This is a genomic window from Allocoprococcus similis, assembly GCF_054660775.1.
On the sequence record NZ_BAAHSG010000004.1, the window covers coordinates 16,707 to 37,589 of the forward strand.

Here is a 20,883-nt window from a genome sequence, read left to right on the forward strand (position 1 = left end):
ATAATCTTAATCGTAACAAATCTTGTATTATTTTTTCATTTTATAACACAATCCTGCTATTATGGAGGTATTAGAAATATGAAAACACCGCATTCACTTATACCGGAGCAAAAAGAAAACGCAAAACATGGAGAGGTTTATTTTCCGATTCAGAAATATATCTCAAAACTCTCAGCAGATTCTCCTGTCATAACAACGCACTGGCACGAAGAGGCAGAGCTGACCCTCATAACAAAGGGATCCTGTATTTACCAGATCAATCTGATGGAATACGAAGCAGGTACAGGGGATATCCTGTTTATTCCACCCTTACTCCTGCATTCCATTATCCTGAAAAACAGTGCAGAATTCTGCTCGGAAACCTATGTGTTCCATATGAATCTTCTGGGTGGAAATAACGCAGATATCTGTTCTGCCCGCTATCTTACACCTATGGTAAATCACGAATTAGCCTTGCCATATCTCATTACCTTGGAACACCCTGCCTATGATTCTCTCAGAGAGTACTTTTCACAGCTTGTTTCCCTGTACGACGCCCGGATGTTTGGATATGAACTCGCCATAAAATCCTGTCTGCTGCAGACTCTTTTTCTTCTGCTCCAGTACAGTAACGCAAGATCCTCTACAGAATCAGACTCTTCCGATAAATTAAAAATTGTACTTGATCATATTGATCAGAATTATGCAGAAGCTCTGTCGGTTTCTGAACTTGCAAAGCTTTGCTATTTCAGCGAATATCATTTTATGCGCTTTTTTAAAAAGCATATGAATATGACCTGTATCCAGTATATCAACAGTATCAGGCCGGAAAAAGCAGTAGAGTTATTTGAGCACGGAAACACCTCCATATTAGAGGTATCTTTATCCGTCGGCTTTCGTAATCTCTCTTATTTTTACAGGGCATTCAAGACAAAATATCATATGACACCGCTGGCTTTTATAAAGAGATTGGGACCGGATTCTGTATAAGCTCCTTTTCTGGGCAATTTTACAGTTCCTTACAGACATCTACCCACCCGTTCGCTTCTGCTACCAATTCCAATTCAGGAATAGTGAGCTTTACAGCGCTATGATCATTCCCTGCTGCCGGGTAAACCGTATTGAACTTTTTCAGACTTTCATCAAGATAGACTTCTATTCCTTCGTTGATACCAAATGGACATACTCCGCCCGGAGCATGACCGATGATATCTTCTACTTCCTCAAACGGAATCATTTTTGCTTTTATATGAAAAGTATCTTTATATTTTCTGTTGTCTACTTTTGCAGTTCCTTCCGTTAAAATCAGAACTGGCTTATTCCCTTGCAAAAATGACATGGTTTTCGCAATCATTCCCGGTTCTACCTGTAGTGCAGCAGCTGCTTCTGTTACTGTAGCTGTAGATGCTGCAAGCTCAATCACATGATCAAGGAATCCTTTCGCATTTTTATATATTATTTCCGATAAATCCGAATCATCAAAGGCGTTTCTACCAGCAGCATGGCAACCCAGCCTGCCAGATAGGAATATGGCAATGCTTCAATCCCGAAGTTCCATAGCAAAATCATTGGTGCTGCCGCAATGACCCGGACCGCCATATTGGTAAAACTGCTCATCAGTGTTACCTTCAGGTCTCCGATTCCACGGAAGAATCCCTGGATTGCATTCGTAATGGCCGGAAGTATATACATTACGGCAATCAGATGCAGATAAATGACACCATGCCCTATTACTTCCTCGTCTTTTACGAAAAGTGCCATAAGTTCTCCGGCAAATACCAGGCAAATTACCATAACAACCACTCCATAAACAATCTCCAGGATCATTCCGCAGCGAAATCCTTCCCGCATACGGTCATTTTTTCCGGCTCCTTTATTCTGCGCCATAAGTGCCGTCATGGCATGGGCAATATTCTGTTCCGGTGTAATAGCAAAATCATCGATCCGATTGACAACTGCAAAGGCGGCGGCTACGGATACTCCCATGGTATTAACCAGTGCCTGGATCGCAATTTTCCCCATTTGGACAGTAGCCTGCTGCATAGCTGACGCCCATCCGTAAGCAATCGTTTTCTTCAGCAGACTGGAATCAAATACCAGCCATTTCTTGCCAAGACGAAGAATCGGTACTTTTTTCTGTATATAAATAACACAAAACAGGCAGCACAGTGCCTCACTAAGCACTGTGGAAATGGCGCATCCATTGCTTCCTGCCTTTAGTACAATGACAAAAAACAAATCTCCGAATATATTCAGGACTGCACTGATGATCAGAAAATACAGAGGCGATGCACTGTCTCCTAATGCTCTTAGGGTGCTGGAAAAAAAGTTATACAAAAAGGTAAACATTAATCCCATAAAAATAATCCGCAAATATTGCCGCGTCATCTCCATAATAGAAGCATCTACCTGCAAAAGATGCAGGATCGGTACTGCAAATACCACGCAAAATAAAGTCAGGAAAAACGAAAAAACGACTCCCGACAACATGGTTGTACTGATCTGCCTGTGCAAAGTCTTATAATCTTTCGCCCCATACTGAATTCCCATAAGGATACTTGCGCCCATACATAATCCATTCAAAAACAGTATCATAAGCGTACTGATCGGATTGCAGATACCAACTGCCGCCAGGGCTTCTTTCCCTACAAAATGTCCTACGATAATACTGTCCACCGCATTATAAGTCAGCTGAAACAGATTTCCTAAAACCAGCGGCACGGTGAAATTCACAAGAATCGGCATGATTTTCCCTGTAGTCAAATCTTTTGTCATATCATTCCTCTCCTTCGTCAAAATTCTAAATTAATTTTCTTCAGATTTCTTTCTTTTCCTTTCAGAAACCCTTGGCACCGACTGAAGTGTAATAGATGGGATTCTCAGACCCATGATCCCTTTTAAAATCCAGGCAAAGGATAACATAACCAGAACCGGAATGGCACAAGTTGTCACGATCAGCACTGCCACACCCTCCAATATCCTGTTTAATCCATCTTCAAAAGCAGAGATTTTTTCTGTAGTGACTTCACCTACTGTATCAATTGCATCATCTACCTTATCCTTTACATTCTCAAGAAAACCACTGAATGAAAACTTTTTATCTTTCGTTTCTTGTGATTCATCCTTCTTGTCTGTGTTTGAAGAGGTATCACCCTCATCTAATAATTCTTCCGTATCTTCCAGTGAAAAATCAGCTTCATAGGACTTTGCATAGGTTTCATTTACCATATTCGTCACCCACGCACTGGTAGGAACCAGTCCCCATAAAAGAATTCCCAGTATGATACTCTTAATTCCGATTCTGTAGATAAATTCCTTCCATCCGTTTTTCAAAAAATTTCCTGCTGCCAGAAGCACGCATCCGATAGGAAATAAAATTTTAAATGCAATATACCCGGTGATTGTCAGTAAATATTTTTCAACAATGATCACTGCATAAACGATCACCATATACCCTGCGACATCTGCCAGCTTATTCGCGATCGGGGTTGTGGCTTCTCCCGGTATTGCTGCAGCACCGGTTGCAAGAGCTGTTGCAGTTCCGGAAAGCCCCAGTGCTTTTTTCTGCAATCCATTCAGCGTTTTGATAACCCAACGGTACGAATCAACCGAAGTTGCCCATTTGGAAACAACAAAAAAGGATGCAAGAGCAATTGCAATACAGATCAGCATCATGATCAAACGATTTCTCAATGGTTGTTTATAATTTCTAACTGCGATTTCATGGCTATCTGCCATCATAGGTTCTTTCATGTTCTTCTCCCCTTCTTTTGCCGAATTAGGAAAGGACCGGGTATACGATCCCGCTCCTTTCCACCTTTACTGTTTTCTATTTGTCCAGAACCGCAACCTGAATTGTCTTTACTGCTTCCTCCATACATTTGATGTCCTCGGCACGCAACTTTATATCCAGACACTTTACGGTATCTTCCACACTGGAAGCTTTTCGCATTCCAACCAGAAGACTCATTCGGTCATACTGAGATAGTGCCCAGGCTTCTACCAGCGTTGCAAAACTGCAATGATATTCCTCACAAAGTGGTTTCCAGATTTCGAAAGCCCTGCGAAGTCCTTCTTTTTTCTCCGGATCTGTCCAAGGTATTCTGGATCGGATATCGGTTTTTGCAAATTCCCGTTCCATAAAGGCAGGAGAAGTCAAAAATCCTTCCTCCAGAACACCATAGGTCTGAAATACCGTGTTATACTTTTTACACAGATCAAAATATTCTCTGCCATGGAAAGGAGAGAGAATACTGAAAAACTCCTGTACAACAGATACGTTTCCGCCGGCTTCCTGATATGCAGCCAGATCTGCCGGCTGACTGTTAGAAAGTCCATAGGTGCGGATCTTTCCTTCACGAACCAGATTCTCCAAAGCTCCAACCGTTTCCTCCACTGGAAAGCTGCCGCATACATAATGTACGATAACAGAATCCAGATAATCAGTTCCCATTCTGCGCAAAGAGTCTTCCACGTCCTTTTTCACTGCTGATGCGCGTGTGTCATTGTTAACGGTATAACCGTCTCGTTCGTAATGGAAATTACCGCCCTCATTTCTCCAGTTCAACGAACATTTGGTCTGCAAAACAAAATCATTTCTTCTGCCTTTCAGTGCCTTACCAAGCAGTTCCTCACTTACTCCTGTACCATATACCGGTGCGGTATCGATGTAATTTACACCATGTTCATGACAAATATCAAGCAGACGCTTCGCATCCTCAACTGTAGAATCTCCGTCTGTCCAGACACTTCCGCCGCCAAGCCCCCAAGTACCTAATGCAACCACCGAAACATCGATATCCGTGTTGCCAAGCTTTTGAAATTTCATTTTAGTTTCTCCTCTTTTTCATTATTCTTTATTACATGATGTTGGGGGCAAAAGGTATTTTGCCCCCTTTGATACCAGATTGCTACGTGCTTTGCACTTTCGCAATCCTCAAAAACATTCGTAATCCGCTCATTTTTCTTTGAAAAATGGCTACTTACTCATGCTTTTGGCGGGTCAAGAGGTCAAAAATCCTCTTGCAAGCAAGCTTGCATCGGCTTTCTGACCTTTTGACCCTGGTATCATTACATTTTAATACATAGGAAATGAGATTTCCTATGTATTAAAATAAAATCACTTTCTGTCCTCCCCACGACTTGCTGAAAATGTATTATAATCAACGATTATTGTTACCTTTTCACCAGGTGTAAGCAGATTAATTTCTCCAAAATCTGCATCATGTCCTCCAATTTCTGATGAAATCAGTTTATAAATTCCCGGTGGGAGCAGAATGGTATCATCACCGTCATATAGATCCCCTTCGTACACATTATCATTTCTCAGAAAAATAATATCATCTTCCGGAACATTTTCTCTGCTAATGTAATTTATCGTCACATCTACATAAAATTTTTCTTTTTCCTCTGGACTCATTTTATCTATACGGTCATCGACATTTTTATCATAATAATCCGCTCTATCGTTAATATCTGTATTTTCGGAATTGAGTTTCTTTTCATCCAGACTCTGATATGTCGAGTCTTTTTGATTGCATCCTGTAACAATCGCTGCTATTAATAAGGTCAAAACTATCCATCTTTTGATTTTCATAACAGCCTATATCTCCTTTACTGCTTTTTAGCATAACTAATAAACTATTTCGATATCTGCAAATCATTTCTCCTTAAAGAAAAAGAGGGAGAAGCCTACAGGCTCTCCCCCGCCTGTAGGCTTCACAAGTCTCTACAGAACGATTACTGCACTTAGTATATGTCTTTTTAAATGTTCTGTCAATATACAAAAATCTTCCGGTCACGTCGTGTTCAGCCTTACTTAATTGCAAAGTTAAATTCCACCCCTCTATGGAATTTAATCCTGCAAAACGTTGCATTTCTAAAGGTGGAATTTAATTCTTCCTATTTTTCCCTTATAATTCTTTATACAAACATGGTGATTCCTCCCAGCGGTAAGGAGACCATTATGAATAAACAAAAACATTTAAATCTGGAAGCAAGAATCCTCATTGAAACCATGCTCAACGAACACCATAGTTTTAAGTCTATTGCCCGAGAACTCGGCAAAGACTGCACTACGATTTCAAAGGAGATTAAAGCGCATATCTGCTTTGAGAAAACCGGCGCTTTAGGCAGATCTTTCAACGACTGCCGTGTCGCTTTCCTGCATCAGTGTTCTCTGCAGAAGTTTTGCCAGCACTGCGCCTACTCGAATAACAAACCGTGCTGGACTTGCGGCAGGTGTACTTCCTCCTGCATCTCTTACGAAAAATATATTTGCCCTAAGCTTTCCAAACCTCCCTATGTCTGTAATGGCTGTCAGCAGCGTACCAGGTGTTCTCTCGAAAAACGTCTTTACAAGGCTTCTTATGCTCAGAAGGAATATGAACAGGTCAGAAGGGAATCCCGTTCTGGGTTTGCCCTTTCTGAAGTGGAACTCAAGCAGCTCGATGATGTGGTATCTCCTCTCCTCAAAAAAGGGCAGTCCCTTCATCACATTGCAATACATCATGCTGACGAACTTATGAAGTCAGAACGAACACTGTATACTTACACAAACAACGGATTATTCACTGCCAGAAATATCGATATGCCACGTACCATACGCATGCGTCCAAGGAAAAATGTTTCTTCTAAACTGAAAGTGGATAAATCCTGCCGTATTGGACGTGACTTTCAATGTTTTGAAAATTACATGGCTGAACATCCGGATGCTTCTGTCAGACAGCTTGATTCTGTAGAAGGTATAAAAGGCGGAGCGGTTCTTCTCACTATTCATTTCGTGGAACAACAACTGCAGCTTGCTTTTCTCCGCCAGCATAATGACTCTCAATCTGTCATTGACATTTTTGACCGTCTCTATTTTGAATTGAGGATGGATATTTTCATTGAACTTTTTCCTGTTCTTTTAGCGGATAACGGCAGTGAATTTTCAAACCCTTCTGCTATCGAACTGGATGCACAGGGAAACCCTCGAACCAGGATGTTCTATTGTAATCCCAGCGCACCTTACCAGAAAGGAAGCTGTGAAAACAACCACGAACTGATTCGAAGAATCATTCCAAAAGGTACTGACCTTGGACGATACTCACAGGAACAGATTGATCTCATGATGAGCCACATCAACTCCTACTCCCGGAAAAAGCTCGGAAACAAAAGTCCTTATGAAGTTTTCGAGTTTCAATACGGTAGAAAAATTTTAGATGCATTTCATCTGCAGAAAATTCCTGCTGACGAAATCATCCTTAGTCCTGAATTATTAAAATAAACTAAAACTAAAAAAGCTGGGCAGGAAATCTATACCGCCATCATCGCAGAACATCCCCCAGAGGTGGAATTTACTCCTTCCAAAAAATCACACGTAAATTCGACTTCCGCTCGGCATGCAAAAAAATCCCCAAAACCACAGCTTTTCCTTATATTTTAACTCTGATTTTGAGGATTTCATATACAAGATCAATATTTTTTTCTTTCACGTGGAATTTAATCCTGCAAAGTAGAATTTACCTTTGCAAGGTGGATTTTACTTTTTCAATTCACCCGTGTTCAGCCTTTATTTCTCTTTTCTTGGCAGCAAACAGACCGTCTTAACGCGGGTTGAAATAATGCCGTGAATGTCGACACAACTCGGAAATAAATCCACCCCACAGTACATGGGAATATATCTTCAAAAAACCGGAGTTTCCTTCCTCATCATCTACGGTATTTTCTGTCCCAGGCTTTATTTTCTCCCGGTTTCGGAACCACTTTTTGAGTTGCTGTATAAAGGTCTTCTGCGATAGTTTCAATCACATCACTTAGTTCAAGATCATTAAGATCAAAAGCTTCTGCCACATTCTCTTTTCCAAGCCATGCTCCAAGAAGATTTCCACAGATTGCTCCTGTCGAATCGCTGTCACCCTTGTGGTTGACTGACACTCTTATTGCTTTTGCAAAATCATCCTGATACCTGACTGCGCAGAACACTGCTATTGCCAGTGCTTCCTCTGCAACCCAGCCCTCACCGAGCATGTGAATAGCCTCTAAGTCGGAAACATTTAAGTCATATGCAAGTGTAATCGCCATGTCAATCAGTTCGAGATGCTCGGGGGACGGAAATGGATAAGCATCATCATTAATCATTATGCCACTCACGAAAGCATCTTCAAGACGATCGTATAAATACCCCAGATTAATAATATTAGCCACAGTTGCTGCAAGCCAACCTGAAGACTCGACTCCAAGAGCATGTCCATGAGTTAAAGCTGCATCTCTCCGTCCCAACCGTACAGCATCGATAAGGTAATCGTAACCGTCGTATCTCATTGTTAATCCGATCACACCTGCTCTCATTACTGTTCCGCAACCCTTACTATTGTTTACAGGATTTTCTAATGTTCCACCTTTTTCACTTTGTCTTATTGAGTTAAGGCAAGTGTTTCCCGGAGCACGGAGACTGTGAAGACGCTCATCTTCATATATCCACATTTTACTGCCATTTCTGTCAACCCATCGTGTATCTCCCTGCGTACCAAGCCACTCCTGGTAACCATTCCAGATTGTGTATTCGCTTTTTCCGCTCCATGTTGCAGGATTTATACCATAGGTAAAAATATTGCTTCTTCTGTATATACATGCATTTCCAGCAAAAAGCGTCATCTGAGTATCGTCTGAAATGAGTGCAGGTGAGCCGGCTTCTTTAAGAGTTTTTATTCCCTCTTCTCCATAACGTCCAAAAATCGCAGCCTCAGACATAAACTCGACTGGATAGCCTAATGCATCGCCAACAGCGCCACCTAAGAGACATCCTTTGTAACAACTTAGAATATCATGGTTACTTTTCGTTTCACCATTATCATCGCCCAGATAGTGAAGCTTCATGAAGCGTTTTATCACTGCCAGCACTATGCCGTTTCTCCAGTCAGTGAAAAACTTCTGGTCCCCACCTATATATATTAACTTTGTATAAAACAGAAGATACTGCATACACTCCTGTTCATTGAGCCTTCTTGCATTTTTACCAAGCCCATCAATATCAGGATATCTTTTGTGTTCTTCATCTGTAGCCTCGAGCGTTGCAAAATAAATGGCAGTTATTGCATGATATACAAGTTTTTCCATATCATAAGGCAGGTACTCGGGTATTTCCACTTTTTTTGAATGGCAGTAAAATTTTCCATTAACATATACGGCATAATATTTGACGTTTGTTTCCTGAAACAATATGGCGGCATATGACAATATATCTTCCAATGTTACCCCCAAAAGGAAATGATCATTATGTGCCTTTAGCTCTGAAAAAGCTACTATTCTTTTATATAATTTTAAGGCATATCGTTCAAAAAGTTTCGTATTACCGAGAACCATCGATAACTCCTCCAATTTAGTTAATTCAGAATATTTATCTTGCATTTTTGACAAAATCTCGACGCACCCCACGTGGCACGATACGTCCTGATTGATGTCAGTTTTCGGGAATCGATCCAGACTAATAGGAAATGTAGCAAAATATCTCCGTTTGTTTGCGGAAACATATCAACAAATTCTGTAGCAAAAAAGTATTGACACAACTCGCTATCCATATCACAGTCTGAACCTCGCCCGTCCACGGAAAAAGTTCAACTTTTTTATTCGTTTCTACTATTATAGTGATTCCAACATAAAAGTCAAATTTAACGGAGAACTGCCATCGCCTCCACCTTGTCTGTTCTTCTTACAGAGAACATGTCAAAGGCTACTTTTTACCCAGACTGATGCCCCAACTCCCATACACTCGACCTTGGCTAGCTGAAAATTTTAATGGCGATGCTGCTACTTCTTCGCATTCTCTTCCAGTTCCAGCATGTACTTATCAAAATCAGACGAATGTGAACATTTCATCATTGCAAATGGCTCTCTAAAAAAACAGCATAAAAATCCAAATGATCCTGCAAGATTTGTAAATAAGGTGGCTGTAACCAACGAAGGAGAAAAAGCTAAGATCCACTATTATCTCGATACGGATAAGATTGCTGAGGAAGAAATGTATGACAGTCTTTATGCTGTATGTACAGACCTGCTTGATGACAACGTTGCAGATATCCTAAAAGTCAGCGAAGGCAGATGGCAGATTGAAGACTGTTTCAGAACTATGAAAACAGACTTTGAAGCCAGACCTGTTTACTTAAATCGTGAATACCGGATTAAGGCTCATTTTCTTACCTGTTTTCTTGCTCTGTTACATTTTCGGTTATTAAACCGCTCCTTGAAAGGGACTTATACTACAGAACAATTACTTCACACTTTAAAAGACATAAAATTTGCGGATATAGAAGAACAGGGCTTCATGCCTGTATATGAACGTCAGGAAATCACTGACGTTCTCCACGAAACCTGCGGATTCAGAACGGACTATCAATTCATAACAAAACGGAAAATGAAAGGAATTCAGAAAAAAAGTAAGCAGAGATAAAATATTACTATATTTCGTGTATGCAGAGAAAAGTGCCACACCCCTTGTATTTAAAGGATTTGTGGCACTTTTTTAACTAATCAACTGTCAAAGATGAGAGTATACGTCATTTCAAATGTCCTGTCAATACGCCAAAACATTCTCTGTCATATCAGCTCGAAATTATTCTATGCTACTTTTCTCCAAATTATCATTCTTTTTTATCAGCTTTTAAAATTTATTTGATTTAAAAATTCAAACACTGCCTCTTTCGTCGGAATCGCAGGGATTCCACCTCTCTTTTGCACACACAATCCAGCAACTGCATTTCCTAAAACAGCACACTTTTTGATTTCTTCCCATTCCATTTTTTCAACATTCTTATTCATAGAAAGGATACTGCATAATACGCCTCCCCAGAATGAATCACCTGCCCCAGTCGTGTCGACCGCATGTGTCTGAAATGCTCTGATGATTTCTTTTCTGCTTTTTGTTGCCATAAGAACCCCCTGTTCTCCCAATGTAATGGCAACCAGCTTTGGTCCCATGGCAAGGAGTTGGTCTGCGGCCTGCTCATAACTTTCGGCCTCTGTCAACAGAATACTCTCTTCATCCGATACCTTCATGACATCTACCAGTTCTATGACAGATTTCATTTTTTTCACTGCACACTCTTTGTTCTTCCAAAGAGACGGGCGGTAATTTGGATCATAGGAAATAAGAACACCCGCTGCTTTTGCCATTTTTACCGCTTCGATCGTTGTACTTTCTGCCGGTTCATCCGTCAGCGATAATGATCCAAAATGAAAAACTCTACAACCTGAAATTAATGTCTGATCCAGTTCTTCTTTTTTTAACTGTGTATCTGCACCCGGTTTTCTTGCAAAAGAAAAATTCCGTTCTCCATTTTCACCGATTTCCACAAATGCCAACGTTGTAAAATAACCCGGGTCTTCAACAATAGCATCTGTATTGATTCCTTCCTTTTGCAATGTCTTCTTTAAAAATTTACCATGCATATCGTTTCCAACTTTTCCAATAAAAGATGTGCGATACCCAAAGTGGCTTGCAACGGTTAGAAGATTTGCCGGAGCACCGCCGGGATTCTGTTCGAACAATTTCCTCCCATCCTGACTGTGTCCTGCTTCCGTAAAATCGATCAGCAATTCTCCCAATGCCACGATATCAACTTTTTCTTCCATTTTTCAGTTCCTCCACAATCTTGTTATAACGTTTTTTATTTAACCGGTAGAAAAACAATACAACCGCAGTCACAATCCAAAGTGCACCTGGAATCGTCGTAAATGCATGTTTCATAATTGAAAGTACAGTTGTATTTTGTGTCTGATTTGCAATATAACCATATTTTCCAAGCAATCCTGCTAAAAGTGCTGTTCCAACTGCCATTCCGATTTTATTTCCAAGCGAAATAAATGCATACTGAAAACCGTCATTTCTAAGTCCAGTTTTCCATTCCCCATATTCCACGCAGTCGGGAATAATTGCATAGATTGCGGTATTAAATCCAGAGAAGAAAAACTGTGTCAGACCAGATAAAGCATAAAAAATGGCTGGTGATTCTTTGGCATTAAAGAAAAACATAATCAGCATGGAAATTCCTGTAAATAAAGCAAAGAGAGATGCTGTTCTTCCTTTGTTATTCAGCTTGCGGAATACTGGTTGAAAACAGGCTGCCCCGATGATAGAAGGAATAATGATGCACATCGAATAAGTTGTGTAGTAGGAGGCATTCCCTTCCACATATGTAAAATAATACAGAATATCTGCGTTTCTACCATATAATGTAAATCCAAATAATATCTGTCCTGCCAATGCAAGAAGATATGGTCTGTTCTGCATGACTGCTTTCAACTGAACCTTTACAGAAATTTTTTCTTTTTCCGGAGTAATCACTGCCTCTTTCGTCTTCGCAAAGCAGAAGAAATGACAGGCTGTAAAAATACATCCATATATGACCGCAACCGTCAGATATCCTGTCTTTGCACTGTGACTGCCGAATTTGCTGATCAGTGGAACTGTGATAATATTTAACACACCAATTGCAATCATCGCTGCAACCGAACGGGATGTATTTATTTTTGCACGTTCATCAATATCCTGTGTCATAGCACCACACAAAGTTCCATATGGAATATTCACACAAGTATACCCCAAAACCAGCAGACAGTATGTAATTACCATATAAATAATCTTTCCATTCTGCGGCCAGTCAGGTCTTGCCCAGAATGTCATGACAAGAAGAATCGCTGTAATTGGTGCCGCTACTAACAGCCATGGACGGTACCGTCCCCATCTCGATTTTGTTTTATCCGTAAGTCCCCCGACGATTGGATCATTGATTGCATCCCAGAATCTTGAAAAAAGCATAAGTGCTGACACCGCCGCCATACTGATTCCGAACACGTCTGTATAAAATATCATCAGAAAATTACTGACGAACATCCAGCTGAAATTACATCCAACATCACCAAACCCATATGCGATCTTACTGATCAGCGGTACTTTTCCATTTTTGTTTTCGCTTCCCATATGTCCCTCCTGTTTTTATCAGAGTTTCTGACAGAACTCTATTTTTTCCTCATTTGGTCCCTTAATCATAAAAAACTTCACACCATTTTCCCAAAATGGCAGTTCTTCGATTCCGTCTGTAATAACTGTGTATTTTTCATTGCAGATTTTCTGATACATACTTTCAATGTCTTCCACATCAAGTGCAACATGCTGGTATGCACCGTCTGACATTGCCGCCTGCCCATTTTCAAAAGTCTCTATACAGTAATTTTTTATCTGTAAAAATGCCACTTTTTCCCCTGCTTTTTCATTATAAGTCTGCATAATTACTTCAAATCCAAGACTCTTATAAAACTCTACTGTTTTCTGTAAATCGTTTGTCGGAAGCCCGACATGGGCAACTCCGACAATTCCATATTTATTTTCCATATACGCTCCTTACTTTTCACTGACATTAATAATTACTTTCATAGTTGTCTCGCGATTGTCATCAATATACTGATATGCCTTCAGATAATCTTTAAAATCAAATGTTTTTGATATGAGCGGTCTCAAATGAACCTTTCCTTCATTCACCAGTCTGATTCCATCTATATAATCATCATGGCGATACATCATCGTGCTCTTAATGTCAAGTTCGTGGTCATTTGCCACCGCAAGATCTATCTCTGCCATTCCAGCAAAAACAGCCACCAATACGATTGTACTTCCTTTTCTTGCATACTTGATTGCCTGTCCCATTGTGATATTATTTCCGGCACAGTCGTAAATCACATCGGCTTTATCCGGTCCAAATGCCTCTATCATCGCCTCACCGAAATCTTTATTTTTGGTATTCACGCACACATCAATTCCACATTCTTCTGCCTTTGCCAATCGAAGATCACTGATATCTGTGATCATCACTTTTGCTGCTCCCATTCCTTTTGCTGCCTGTGCTACAAGATTTCCGATCGGTCCTGCGCCAAGGACTGCAATATTCATGCCAGCCACATCGCCCATCTGTTTTACACCATGAACTGCCACAGCAAGAGGTTCGATCATAGCTCCTTCTTCATAGGACATATCTTCTGGAATAGGTGTTACTTTAGATGCATCCACTGCAAAATACTCAGATGCTGTTCCTGTCGTCTGAAATCCCATTACTTTTAATTCCTCACAGAGATTATACTTTCCATGACGGCATGGATAGCAGTGTCCACAATATACCTGCGGCTCTATCGTCACCTTCTGTCCAACATGAAACTCTGTGACATTTTTTCCAAGTTCTGTAATCTCACCGGAAACCTCATGTCCCTGTGTTACCGGATATTTTGTAAACGGATGTTTTCCATGATAAACATGAATATCTGATCCACAAATACCAATATTCATAATCTTTACCAACACCTGGTTTTCCTTTACCTCCGGAACCGGAACCTCTCTGAAAATAATTTCTCCTGGATTTGTCATTACCTGCTGTAACATAATTGTTTCCTCCTTTTTCATATTGTTTTGTTTTATCTTTTATAAAATGTTTTATTAAAGTAATTACATTATCATCCTGTAAAAACAATTTGTCAATATGTTTTTTCATATTTTTATATATTTCATAATTTCGAAATACAGTTTTTGTATATTTTTCACAATTAGCACGCAAAAAACGGAAAGGAAACCGTAGTTACTGTTTTCTTTCCGTTTTTTACTATAATGTCTTTTTCTAATTTTAGACAACTTCTCGTTTTTCACACATATAAAGCGGACATTCGCATTCACTTTGCAACCTGTCAGTGGGAGCTTTTAACTCCAACAGACTAAACATTCCCTTACCCAACGCCTAATGCTCTACGCACCAGATGCGGTGGACTGCTTATCTGCATTCAAAAAATTTACAATTCTACCATATGTTTTGTAAAAAAATATTTCGCGGCTCCAACAGCCGACGCTTCTTTCTTATACGAACAATTTTTCAAGTATGAAACATCATGCTCAAAGCCATTATATGCCATCACTTTTTCTCCCAGTGGTATCATATAATCTGACAATACCCCTCCCACATCACCTCCTAGTATGATATCCATATCATATGCCATCCGCAGATTTGATATCAAAACAGCAAGATGCTCCAGATACTCATTCCATATCTGCAAATTTTTTTCATCACCACTTTCAATTTTTTCCATAAATGCATCCAGTGACTGCCTGTTATCTTGTGTCAGTACACTTGCAGCACAATACGCATCTGCACATCCTGATTTACCACAATAACACTTTCTTCCACCTGGAACGAGTATCATGTGACCAAACTCCCCTGCTTTCTGGTTCTGCCCTCGAAACAGCTTTCCATCTATGCAGAATGCACCTCCTAAGGTGTGGTTCAAAGACAGATATATCGCATTGGGATACTTTTGCTTTTTTTCTGCAAGCATTGCAGCATTAGCATCGTTTTCAAAATATACTGGAATTTCCAGAGCCTGCTCTAAAAAACGCAGACTATAATTCTCTATACCTAAAGCATGGGATTTTAAAACGATCCGTTGTTTCTGATCAATAATTCCTGGAATCGCCACTCCAATCCCTAGTAGCGTATCCTTCGCTAATTCACCTTCAAGAAAAGTTTTGACCTTTTGTGCCACCTCTGCACAATAGGATAATTCTGCTGTAAATTTTAAACGGATGCGATCTTTTTTTATAATCTCATCTCCAAGATTTACTAATACCATTTCTATATGATTCGCTGTAATCAAAATTCCCATTGCATGACAGTATGACTTATTAATCCCTATACTTTTTGCCTTCCGTCCACCGGTCGAAGCATATTCCCCAGTTTCTTCCAACACCATTTTTTCTAACAAGTCATTCACATTTGCTAACACAGTCGGCATACTCAAGTTTAACTCTTTTGCGATTTCTGCCTTGGATGTAACACGATTGTTCAGCACATAATTAATTATTTTTTTTCTTGTTATATTTCTTTTATCTTTATTTTCCGTTTTCTTATCCTCTTTTATTAAATATTTTATAAAAAATTATATACTTTTTTATTCTTCTTGTAAAGTAATGTTTTATTACAAAAATTTACTGCATTTAGAAATGCTACTTTTAAGAATCAAATTTACCGGATACCCAATCACTATATTTTTCATTCATGTTATCTCATCATAATTACTGTGGTAATTCTTTGCCAAAATGGAAATTCAATTTTACAACTTTCCAAACATTCACTCAATTCCAGCTCAATTTCCCCTCAATGCCTTTTTCCTCCGCTTTTCGTATGCTTATCTCATAACAAAGCAGTACCACACCGGTACAACCTGCTGAATCAATCAATACGAAAACGGAGGTATTTTTTATGCGAGAACTCAGAAACACCAAAATCATCGCTGTAGATCATGGCTAACCTTGAATCCAACCGCAATAATCATTTGAAAATTATAATGCTTTGTATCACGAGTCACCTGACGTGAACCTTCGTTTGAACTATCCGGAAATTCCGGATAGTTGAATCTTCCTCAAGCTCTGAGTCGGAATAAATCTTCTTAATATGCTCATTGATTGTACGAACATCCACATTCTAGCACCAGTCCTATATATACTTTTCCATTATGGGTATTAACCATTTTATATATAACCATAACTCGATTGCCTTCTTTTATTAATTTGCCACCAGATAAATCTGTTTGTCATCAAAGCAGATTCGATCAGTATGATTGTAAATCTGAATCATATCTTCCATCTTATTTACGAAGATATGTGTTCCAGAATTGTTGAGTGCTGCAAACTGGTGAACTGCCTGCTTCTCCATACCAATTGCATTCTTCTTCAAATGAGTACCACTATCCTGAAGGAACTCATCAACTGGTCCTTCTTTCACGAGTGGTATGCTTCCAATGAACTTACCAACAGCTTTCCCTGCAGTACCAATACCCTTAAGTACATTTGCTTCTACCGCTAATCCGCCAAGTTTTTCAAGATACAAAGAACTCTTCTCAAACAATTCTCTATAACTTCCTGAAAGCTTTACAATCTCGTCCTTAATACCTGAAATATACTCTTCCTTGAAATTACCACCAAGCATGATTTCCATCATTGATGCAAGGGAATAAGTGTATAAAGCAAGTCTGTAGTACTTGAATCTTTTCTCCAATTCAGATAATGCTGATTTAACCTGTTTTCCATCATTGATGCAAGGGAATAAGTGTATAAAGCAAGTCTGTAGTACTTGAATCTTTTCTCCAATTCAGATAATGCTGATTTAACCTGTCCCTGTGCAACTAGCAACTTCTTAGATGACAAGAACTCAGTTACCTTCTTCTGATATGAAAGCATATGGCTTCGTGCAGTTCTCTTGATATCCATTACCATCTTATGGCTGTTATGCACATACATTTCATTATCCCAATTATGCTTATAATTGTTAATCAATTCTGTTAAAGTCTCAAGATCTCCTTCGACATTTGCCTCATCTTTGATTTCAAGAAATGACAATATCTGCTTCTGAGTTTCTGCGATCTCACCTAGTTGCTTCTCAATAGAGTACAATGCAACAGCCATCATCATTGTCGCAGGATTAATCGCTGCCACAGCTTGCGATGTAGCCGTAAGTGGACTAGCTTCTGCCAACTGAACCATCTTAGAACTTCCTGCAGCCGTCTTCATAGCACCCCAGGCATTTCCGTTCTTAGCCATCTTCAAAGTATCTCCTACAGCTTTATTAGCAATCGTGAAGAGACCATCTGTTGCAAGAGTGGTTGTCGTTGTCACTGTATTAAATGCCGGAGAAAGATGTTGTAATGACTTTGCATTCATATAATCATCTACAACATAGATTGATTTCTTTGCTTGCTGATAGATTTCTATGTAAGCAATGTCAGCCTCTAACTTCTGTCCTTTATAAATAACAAAATCCTTTTTATCCTTATCAGTAATAAAGTTATCTGCTAAAATGGTCACATCTTTTTGAATGAACTCTACCTTTTTCTCCATTCGATCCTGTCTCTCAGTTATCGTTCCAACCTTCGCTGTTAAAAGTTCCATTTCATTTCTAGTAACAAACTGTTGATTTTGACTAATATAGTGACGCATCTCCCTAAAAGTACGCATTATAAATATACTCTGCTGTTCTGCCAATTCTCCACGAAGAACTGTCGCAAGCATATAAATTCCTTGTTCTGTAAATGCGTATGGTAATTTTCTACGCCCTCCTTCTTGCCCTTCAAAATAATTTATATTCCGTGAAGTCACAAATTGTGATTTCACCAATTCCACTTCTTCTTTAGTTAGTTGAAACATAAAATCTTCTGGAAATCTTGTCAAATTACGTTTTACCTGTTGATTTAAATTTTTAACTTGATAACCATAAATTTCTGCCAAATCCTGATCCAACATTACTTGCTGTCCACGAAGTATGTACACCTTACTCCGAATAGCATCTGTAGTAATCAATTCTTTTGTTCCTTCCATTCTTCCTCCCAACCAATCGATTACAATTTCTATAAATTGCTGATTTCTATTCTGTTGCTATGAAATCACACATCCCTTGTTATTAGCATTCCTTGTATATTCCATCTTCTTGCCCTTCGGACAAGAAGCATCCATCGCTCAAAGAACTCGGTCAATTGTGACTTCACAGACTATTTTTCCACAATGCTTTCCATCTGCTCCAGTTTCTGCAATGCCTTCATATATGCCATCAATCTTTTATACTGCTCGTCTTCAAGGCTATGAATCTGCTTCAATATCTTAATATCCGACCTGGTAACTTCATAATCCATATCTGCATCTTTATACTCCGGATCAATTCCTTTTCCCGTTAAAAGCTGTTCCGGTGTAATATCCAATGCGTCACATATGGATAACAGACAGTCTGCTTTTGGATTCGTCTTTTTCTTTTTCCAATCACTAATGTTACTTGTTGCAATCCCAGTTCTTCTCGACAGTTCCAACTGACTCATGTTCTTCTGCTCCATTATGTAAAAAATTCTTTCACTGATAATCATGTGTGTTCCTCCGTTATATTTTATATCCGTATTTATCGTTTTTATTTCCGTTTATACGGTCATTCTATCATGCCGCAGCATTTCTTTCAATAGAAATGATAATACTTCTGAATTTCTCAATATTTTCTGTTTTATATAATTCCATGTACAACTGTTTTATTCTCTTCATACGAAGATAATTATCAGGATCCGGTAATTGGTCCAGTTCCATTGCGTCTGCATACTTTGCCACCATTTCTCCAATAAAATTCGCCAAATCACTCCATGCATCTCTTTCTTTTATAACCACTTTATTTTTAATCATAATTGAAATCCTTTCTGCCATTGTTATCCATCATATCCTATCCAAGATACTATTCTTTCGTTCAGATAGGATAAGATAGATATTATTAAAATTAGTATTGTTAATATTAGTCTTATTAGATTTTGATTTTTTCAGTTCCAGACCTGTAGAAATAAAAACTCTGTAATCGTAAAAATCAAAATTTCTGACTGTGATTTTTACGTCTTATGTGCTTTGATTTTTTCTTATGTGGATATCTTTCAAAACACTTTCTTTAAATAGAGCTTGTTAGGTTTTCCAAGTCCCTGTCTCCTACGTTCAAGTGCCCCGAATGTCTCCAGTTCGTCCAATAACTTGCAGGCTTTTTGTGTTCCACAATTCAATATCTCACAAATATTTATTACAGAATAATAGATAAATACTCTTCCGTTTTCGTCCACCCATCCATTTTTTATAGATAATGAAACCCTATCTAAAAAGATTACATATAAAAGTTTTGCATCTATTGACAACCCCAAAAAGCATGCATCATCTATTAGACATTTTGGTAACTTGAAGAAAGTAAACTGCTCTTCACCAGTACAGTAATTAAACGTCGGCTTAATGCACAGATTTTCTATTCCATTTCTTCCAAGCCTCTGTTCTTTTTCTAAATTTCTCATAAATAAAGTCCTTCCTTTCATTTTTTCTCAAATTGGCAAGCAGTGCCCCGGTATATACCCGGCGCATTTTTGCTTGTTGGGGAAAATGCCCCAATCCCCTCGAACTGCGGATAAACCGCAGAGCCACGCTAACGCTTTTTATCAATTCACTTTCTCTTCTTTGAATCTTCCTCATATAGATGAATAACTACTTCAAGTACCTTTTTTAGAAGCTCTGTTTGCTCATTATTTATCTTTTTTATTTCTGCAATATCCTCTTCATACAGCTTCCCCGTTTCATTTGCTTTCTTAGCATACTGATTGAGATTATTACTAATCCTTGTATGTAAAGATATTACCCGGTTCAAATCAGGCCATTCAGGGATTATTACATACCCGTTTATCGCCATCTTCCTGATATACGCACTCATATTTTGAACTCCGGCTTCCTTCATCCGATCATGCAGTATTTCCACCTCCTCTGGTTTAAATTTCACATAAATACCTTTTGAATACTCTTTCACTTTGCATTTCCTCCACTCTTTTTACTTTATTTTTTAGAAATCACTCTATCGGGACAATTGATGACTTTCTAAAATTAGGCAACAAAAAAGCAACCGATGTTACTCGATTGCCATGCTGCCACTTTTACAAGACTATATACGCTCAAAAATTTGTTAGTATTGTACAAACAGTTTTGTGAATAATTCTGTCTATTTTCCATTACAAAATGATAATTGACTTTTTAGAAATAGTTGTTCTCAGATTTTCTACAAAATTAGAAAAAGCCCAAACCACAAGGGCTTGAGCTCCATTTGTACATTCGTATTTTCTACTTTTGGGTATAAAATCTCCACTGTTAATATAGAATATTTGTTCGATTTTGTCAAGTCTTACGTGCAATTTTTCTCTTTCTTCTTAAGCAATTCTTCCCACATGCTCTCAACCAATTCACACAGAAACTGCCGATTATCCACATCATCAACCAGAATCATTTTTTCGCACCATCATACGGCGGTTCCATCTCAGCATCCGGCATCAGTTTCACCACCACCTGAACCG

19 protein-coding genes and 1 pseudogene are annotated in these 20,883 nt (G+C 38.9%); 3 read left to right on the forward strand and 17 right to left on the reverse strand.

Annotated features, from left to right (window positions below; all coding sequences use genetic code 11):
• The first annotated feature begins 78 nt into the window (after positions 1-78).
• Positions 79-969 carry a helix-turn-helix transcriptional regulator gene (locus ACYQ5K_RS01740; RefSeq protein WP_173688499.1) on the forward strand — a complete coding sequence of 297 codons (891 nt, stop codon included), beginning with the start codon at positions 79-81 and terminating at the stop codon, positions 967-969.
• 19 nt (positions 970-988) lie between these two features.
• Here ACYQ5K_RS01740 and ACYQ5K_RS01745 read toward each other — a convergent pair whose 3' ends face one another.
• The 5 genes from ACYQ5K_RS01745 to ACYQ5K_RS01765 all read right to left on the reverse strand — a co-directional run bounded on the left by ACYQ5K_RS01745 (position 989) and on the right by ACYQ5K_RS01765 (position 5,575).
• Positions 989-1,438, reverse strand: coding sequence for a YbaK/EbsC family protein (locus ACYQ5K_RS01745; protein ID WP_173688508.1), 450 nt, complete (start codon positions 1,436-1,438; stop codon positions 989-991).
• On the reverse strand, positions 1,435-2,754 hold the full coding sequence (locus tag ACYQ5K_RS01750) for an MATE family efflux transporter (RefSeq protein ID WP_459777227.1): 1,320 nt from the start codon (positions 2,752-2,754) through the stop codon (positions 1,435-1,437). Before ACYQ5K_RS01750 ends, ACYQ5K_RS01745 begins: the two co-directional genes overlap by 4 nt.
• Before the next feature lie 30 nt (positions 2,755-2,784).
• Complete coding sequence (locus ACYQ5K_RS01755) at positions 2,785-3,732, reverse strand: hypothetical protein (protein ID WP_459777228.1); 948 nt, start codon at positions 3,730-3,732, stop codon at positions 2,785-2,787.
• Between the two features lie 76 nt (positions 3,733-3,808).
• Positions 3,809-4,807 carry an aldo/keto reductase gene (locus ACYQ5K_RS01760; RefSeq protein ID WP_173688502.1) on the reverse strand — a complete coding sequence of 333 codons (999 nt, stop codon included), beginning with the start codon at positions 4,805-4,807 and terminating at the stop codon, positions 3,809-3,811.
• 291 nt (positions 4,808-5,098) lie between these two features.
• Positions 5,099-5,575: a hypothetical protein gene (locus ACYQ5K_RS01765; protein WP_195231322.1), complete on the reverse strand. Its 477-nt coding sequence runs from the start codon at positions 5,573-5,575 to the stop codon at positions 5,099-5,101.
• A gap of 369 nt (positions 5,576-5,944) precedes the next feature.
• On the opposite strand from ACYQ5K_RS01765, the gene ACYQ5K_RS01770 reads away from it, so the two are divergent.
• On the forward strand, positions 5,945-7,246 hold the full coding sequence (locus tag ACYQ5K_RS01770) for an IS30 family transposase (RefSeq protein ID WP_195231711.1): 1,302 nt from the start codon (positions 5,945-5,947) through the stop codon (positions 7,244-7,246).
• Between the two features lie 425 nt (positions 7,247-7,671).
• On the opposite strand, the gene ACYQ5K_RS01775 is transcribed toward ACYQ5K_RS01770, so the two are convergent.
• The gene (locus ACYQ5K_RS01775) at positions 7,672-9,324 is read right to left on the reverse strand and encodes an ADP-ribosylglycohydrolase family protein (protein WP_459777229.1); all 1,653 of its coding nucleotides are present in this window, start codon (positions 9,322-9,324) and stop codon (positions 7,672-7,674) included.
• 511 nt (positions 9,325-9,835) lie between these two features.
• Here ACYQ5K_RS01775 and ACYQ5K_RS01780 point away from each other — a divergent pair.
• A pseudogene (locus ACYQ5K_RS01780) lies at positions 9,836-10,408 on the forward strand (IS1634 family transposase); the annotation flags it as partial.
• Between the two features lie 203 nt (positions 10,409-10,611).
• Here ACYQ5K_RS01780 and ACYQ5K_RS01785 read toward each other — a convergent pair.
• The 11 genes from ACYQ5K_RS01785 to ACYQ5K_RS01835 form a co-directional block, all read right to left on the reverse strand.
• Positions 10,612-11,589 (reverse strand): carbohydrate kinase family protein, encoded by a 978-nt coding sequence (locus ACYQ5K_RS01785; RefSeq protein ID WP_459777230.1) that lies wholly within the window; start codon positions 11,587-11,589, stop codon positions 10,612-10,614.
• The gene (locus tag ACYQ5K_RS01790) at positions 11,573-12,937 is read right to left on the reverse strand and encodes an MFS transporter (protein WP_173689621.1); all 1,365 of its coding nucleotides are present in this window, start codon (positions 12,935-12,937) and stop codon (positions 11,573-11,575) included. The genes ACYQ5K_RS01785 and ACYQ5K_RS01790 overlap by 17 nt, the downstream gene beginning before the upstream one ends.
• A gap of 18 nt (positions 12,938-12,955) precedes the next feature.
• Positions 12,956-13,348: a VOC family protein gene (locus tag ACYQ5K_RS01795; RefSeq protein WP_173689620.1), complete on the reverse strand. Its 393-nt coding sequence runs from the start codon at positions 13,346-13,348 to the stop codon at positions 12,956-12,958.
• A gap of 9 nt (positions 13,349-13,357) precedes the next feature.
• Positions 13,358-14,386 carry a zinc-dependent alcohol dehydrogenase gene (locus ACYQ5K_RS01800; protein ID WP_195231654.1) on the reverse strand — a complete coding sequence of 343 codons (1,029 nt, stop codon included), beginning with the start codon at positions 14,384-14,386 and terminating at the stop codon, positions 13,358-13,360.
• Positions 14,387-14,787: 401 nt separating this feature from the next.
• Complete coding sequence (locus ACYQ5K_RS01805) at positions 14,788-15,840, reverse strand: ROK family protein (protein ID WP_334298988.1); 1,053 nt, start codon at positions 15,838-15,840, stop codon at positions 14,788-14,790.
• Positions 15,841-16,553: 713 nt separating this feature from the next.
• Positions 16,554-16,976: a hypothetical protein gene (locus ACYQ5K_RS01810; protein ID WP_459777231.1), complete on the reverse strand. Its 423-nt coding sequence runs from the start codon at positions 16,974-16,976 to the stop codon at positions 16,554-16,556.
• Between the two features lie 8 nt (positions 16,977-16,984).
• Positions 16,985-18,361: an ORF6N domain-containing protein gene (locus ACYQ5K_RS01815; RefSeq protein WP_459777232.1), complete on the reverse strand. Its 1,377-nt coding sequence runs from the start codon at positions 18,359-18,361 to the stop codon at positions 16,985-16,987.
• Positions 18,362-18,531: 170 nt separating this feature from the next.
• Positions 18,532-18,897: a helix-turn-helix domain-containing protein gene (locus tag ACYQ5K_RS01820; protein ID WP_175305153.1), complete on the reverse strand. Its 366-nt coding sequence runs from the start codon at positions 18,895-18,897 to the stop codon at positions 18,532-18,534.
• Positions 18,898-18,964: 67 nt separating this feature from the next.
• Positions 18,965-19,222, reverse strand: coding sequence for a hypothetical protein (locus ACYQ5K_RS01825; protein WP_117699325.1), 258 nt, complete (start codon positions 19,220-19,222; stop codon positions 18,965-18,967).
• A gap of 218 nt (positions 19,223-19,440) precedes the next feature.
• A complete protein-coding gene (locus ACYQ5K_RS01830) occupies positions 19,441-19,842 on the reverse strand; it encodes a replication initiator protein A (RefSeq protein WP_195231652.1) in 402 nt (133 codons plus the stop codon).
• A 146-nt stretch (positions 19,843-19,988) separates the two neighbouring features.
• On the reverse strand, positions 19,989-20,345 hold the full coding sequence (locus ACYQ5K_RS01835; RefSeq protein WP_175305155.1) for a plasmid mobilization protein: 357 nt from the start codon (positions 20,343-20,345) through the stop codon (positions 19,989-19,991).
• Positions 20,346-20,883 lie beyond the last annotated feature (538 nt).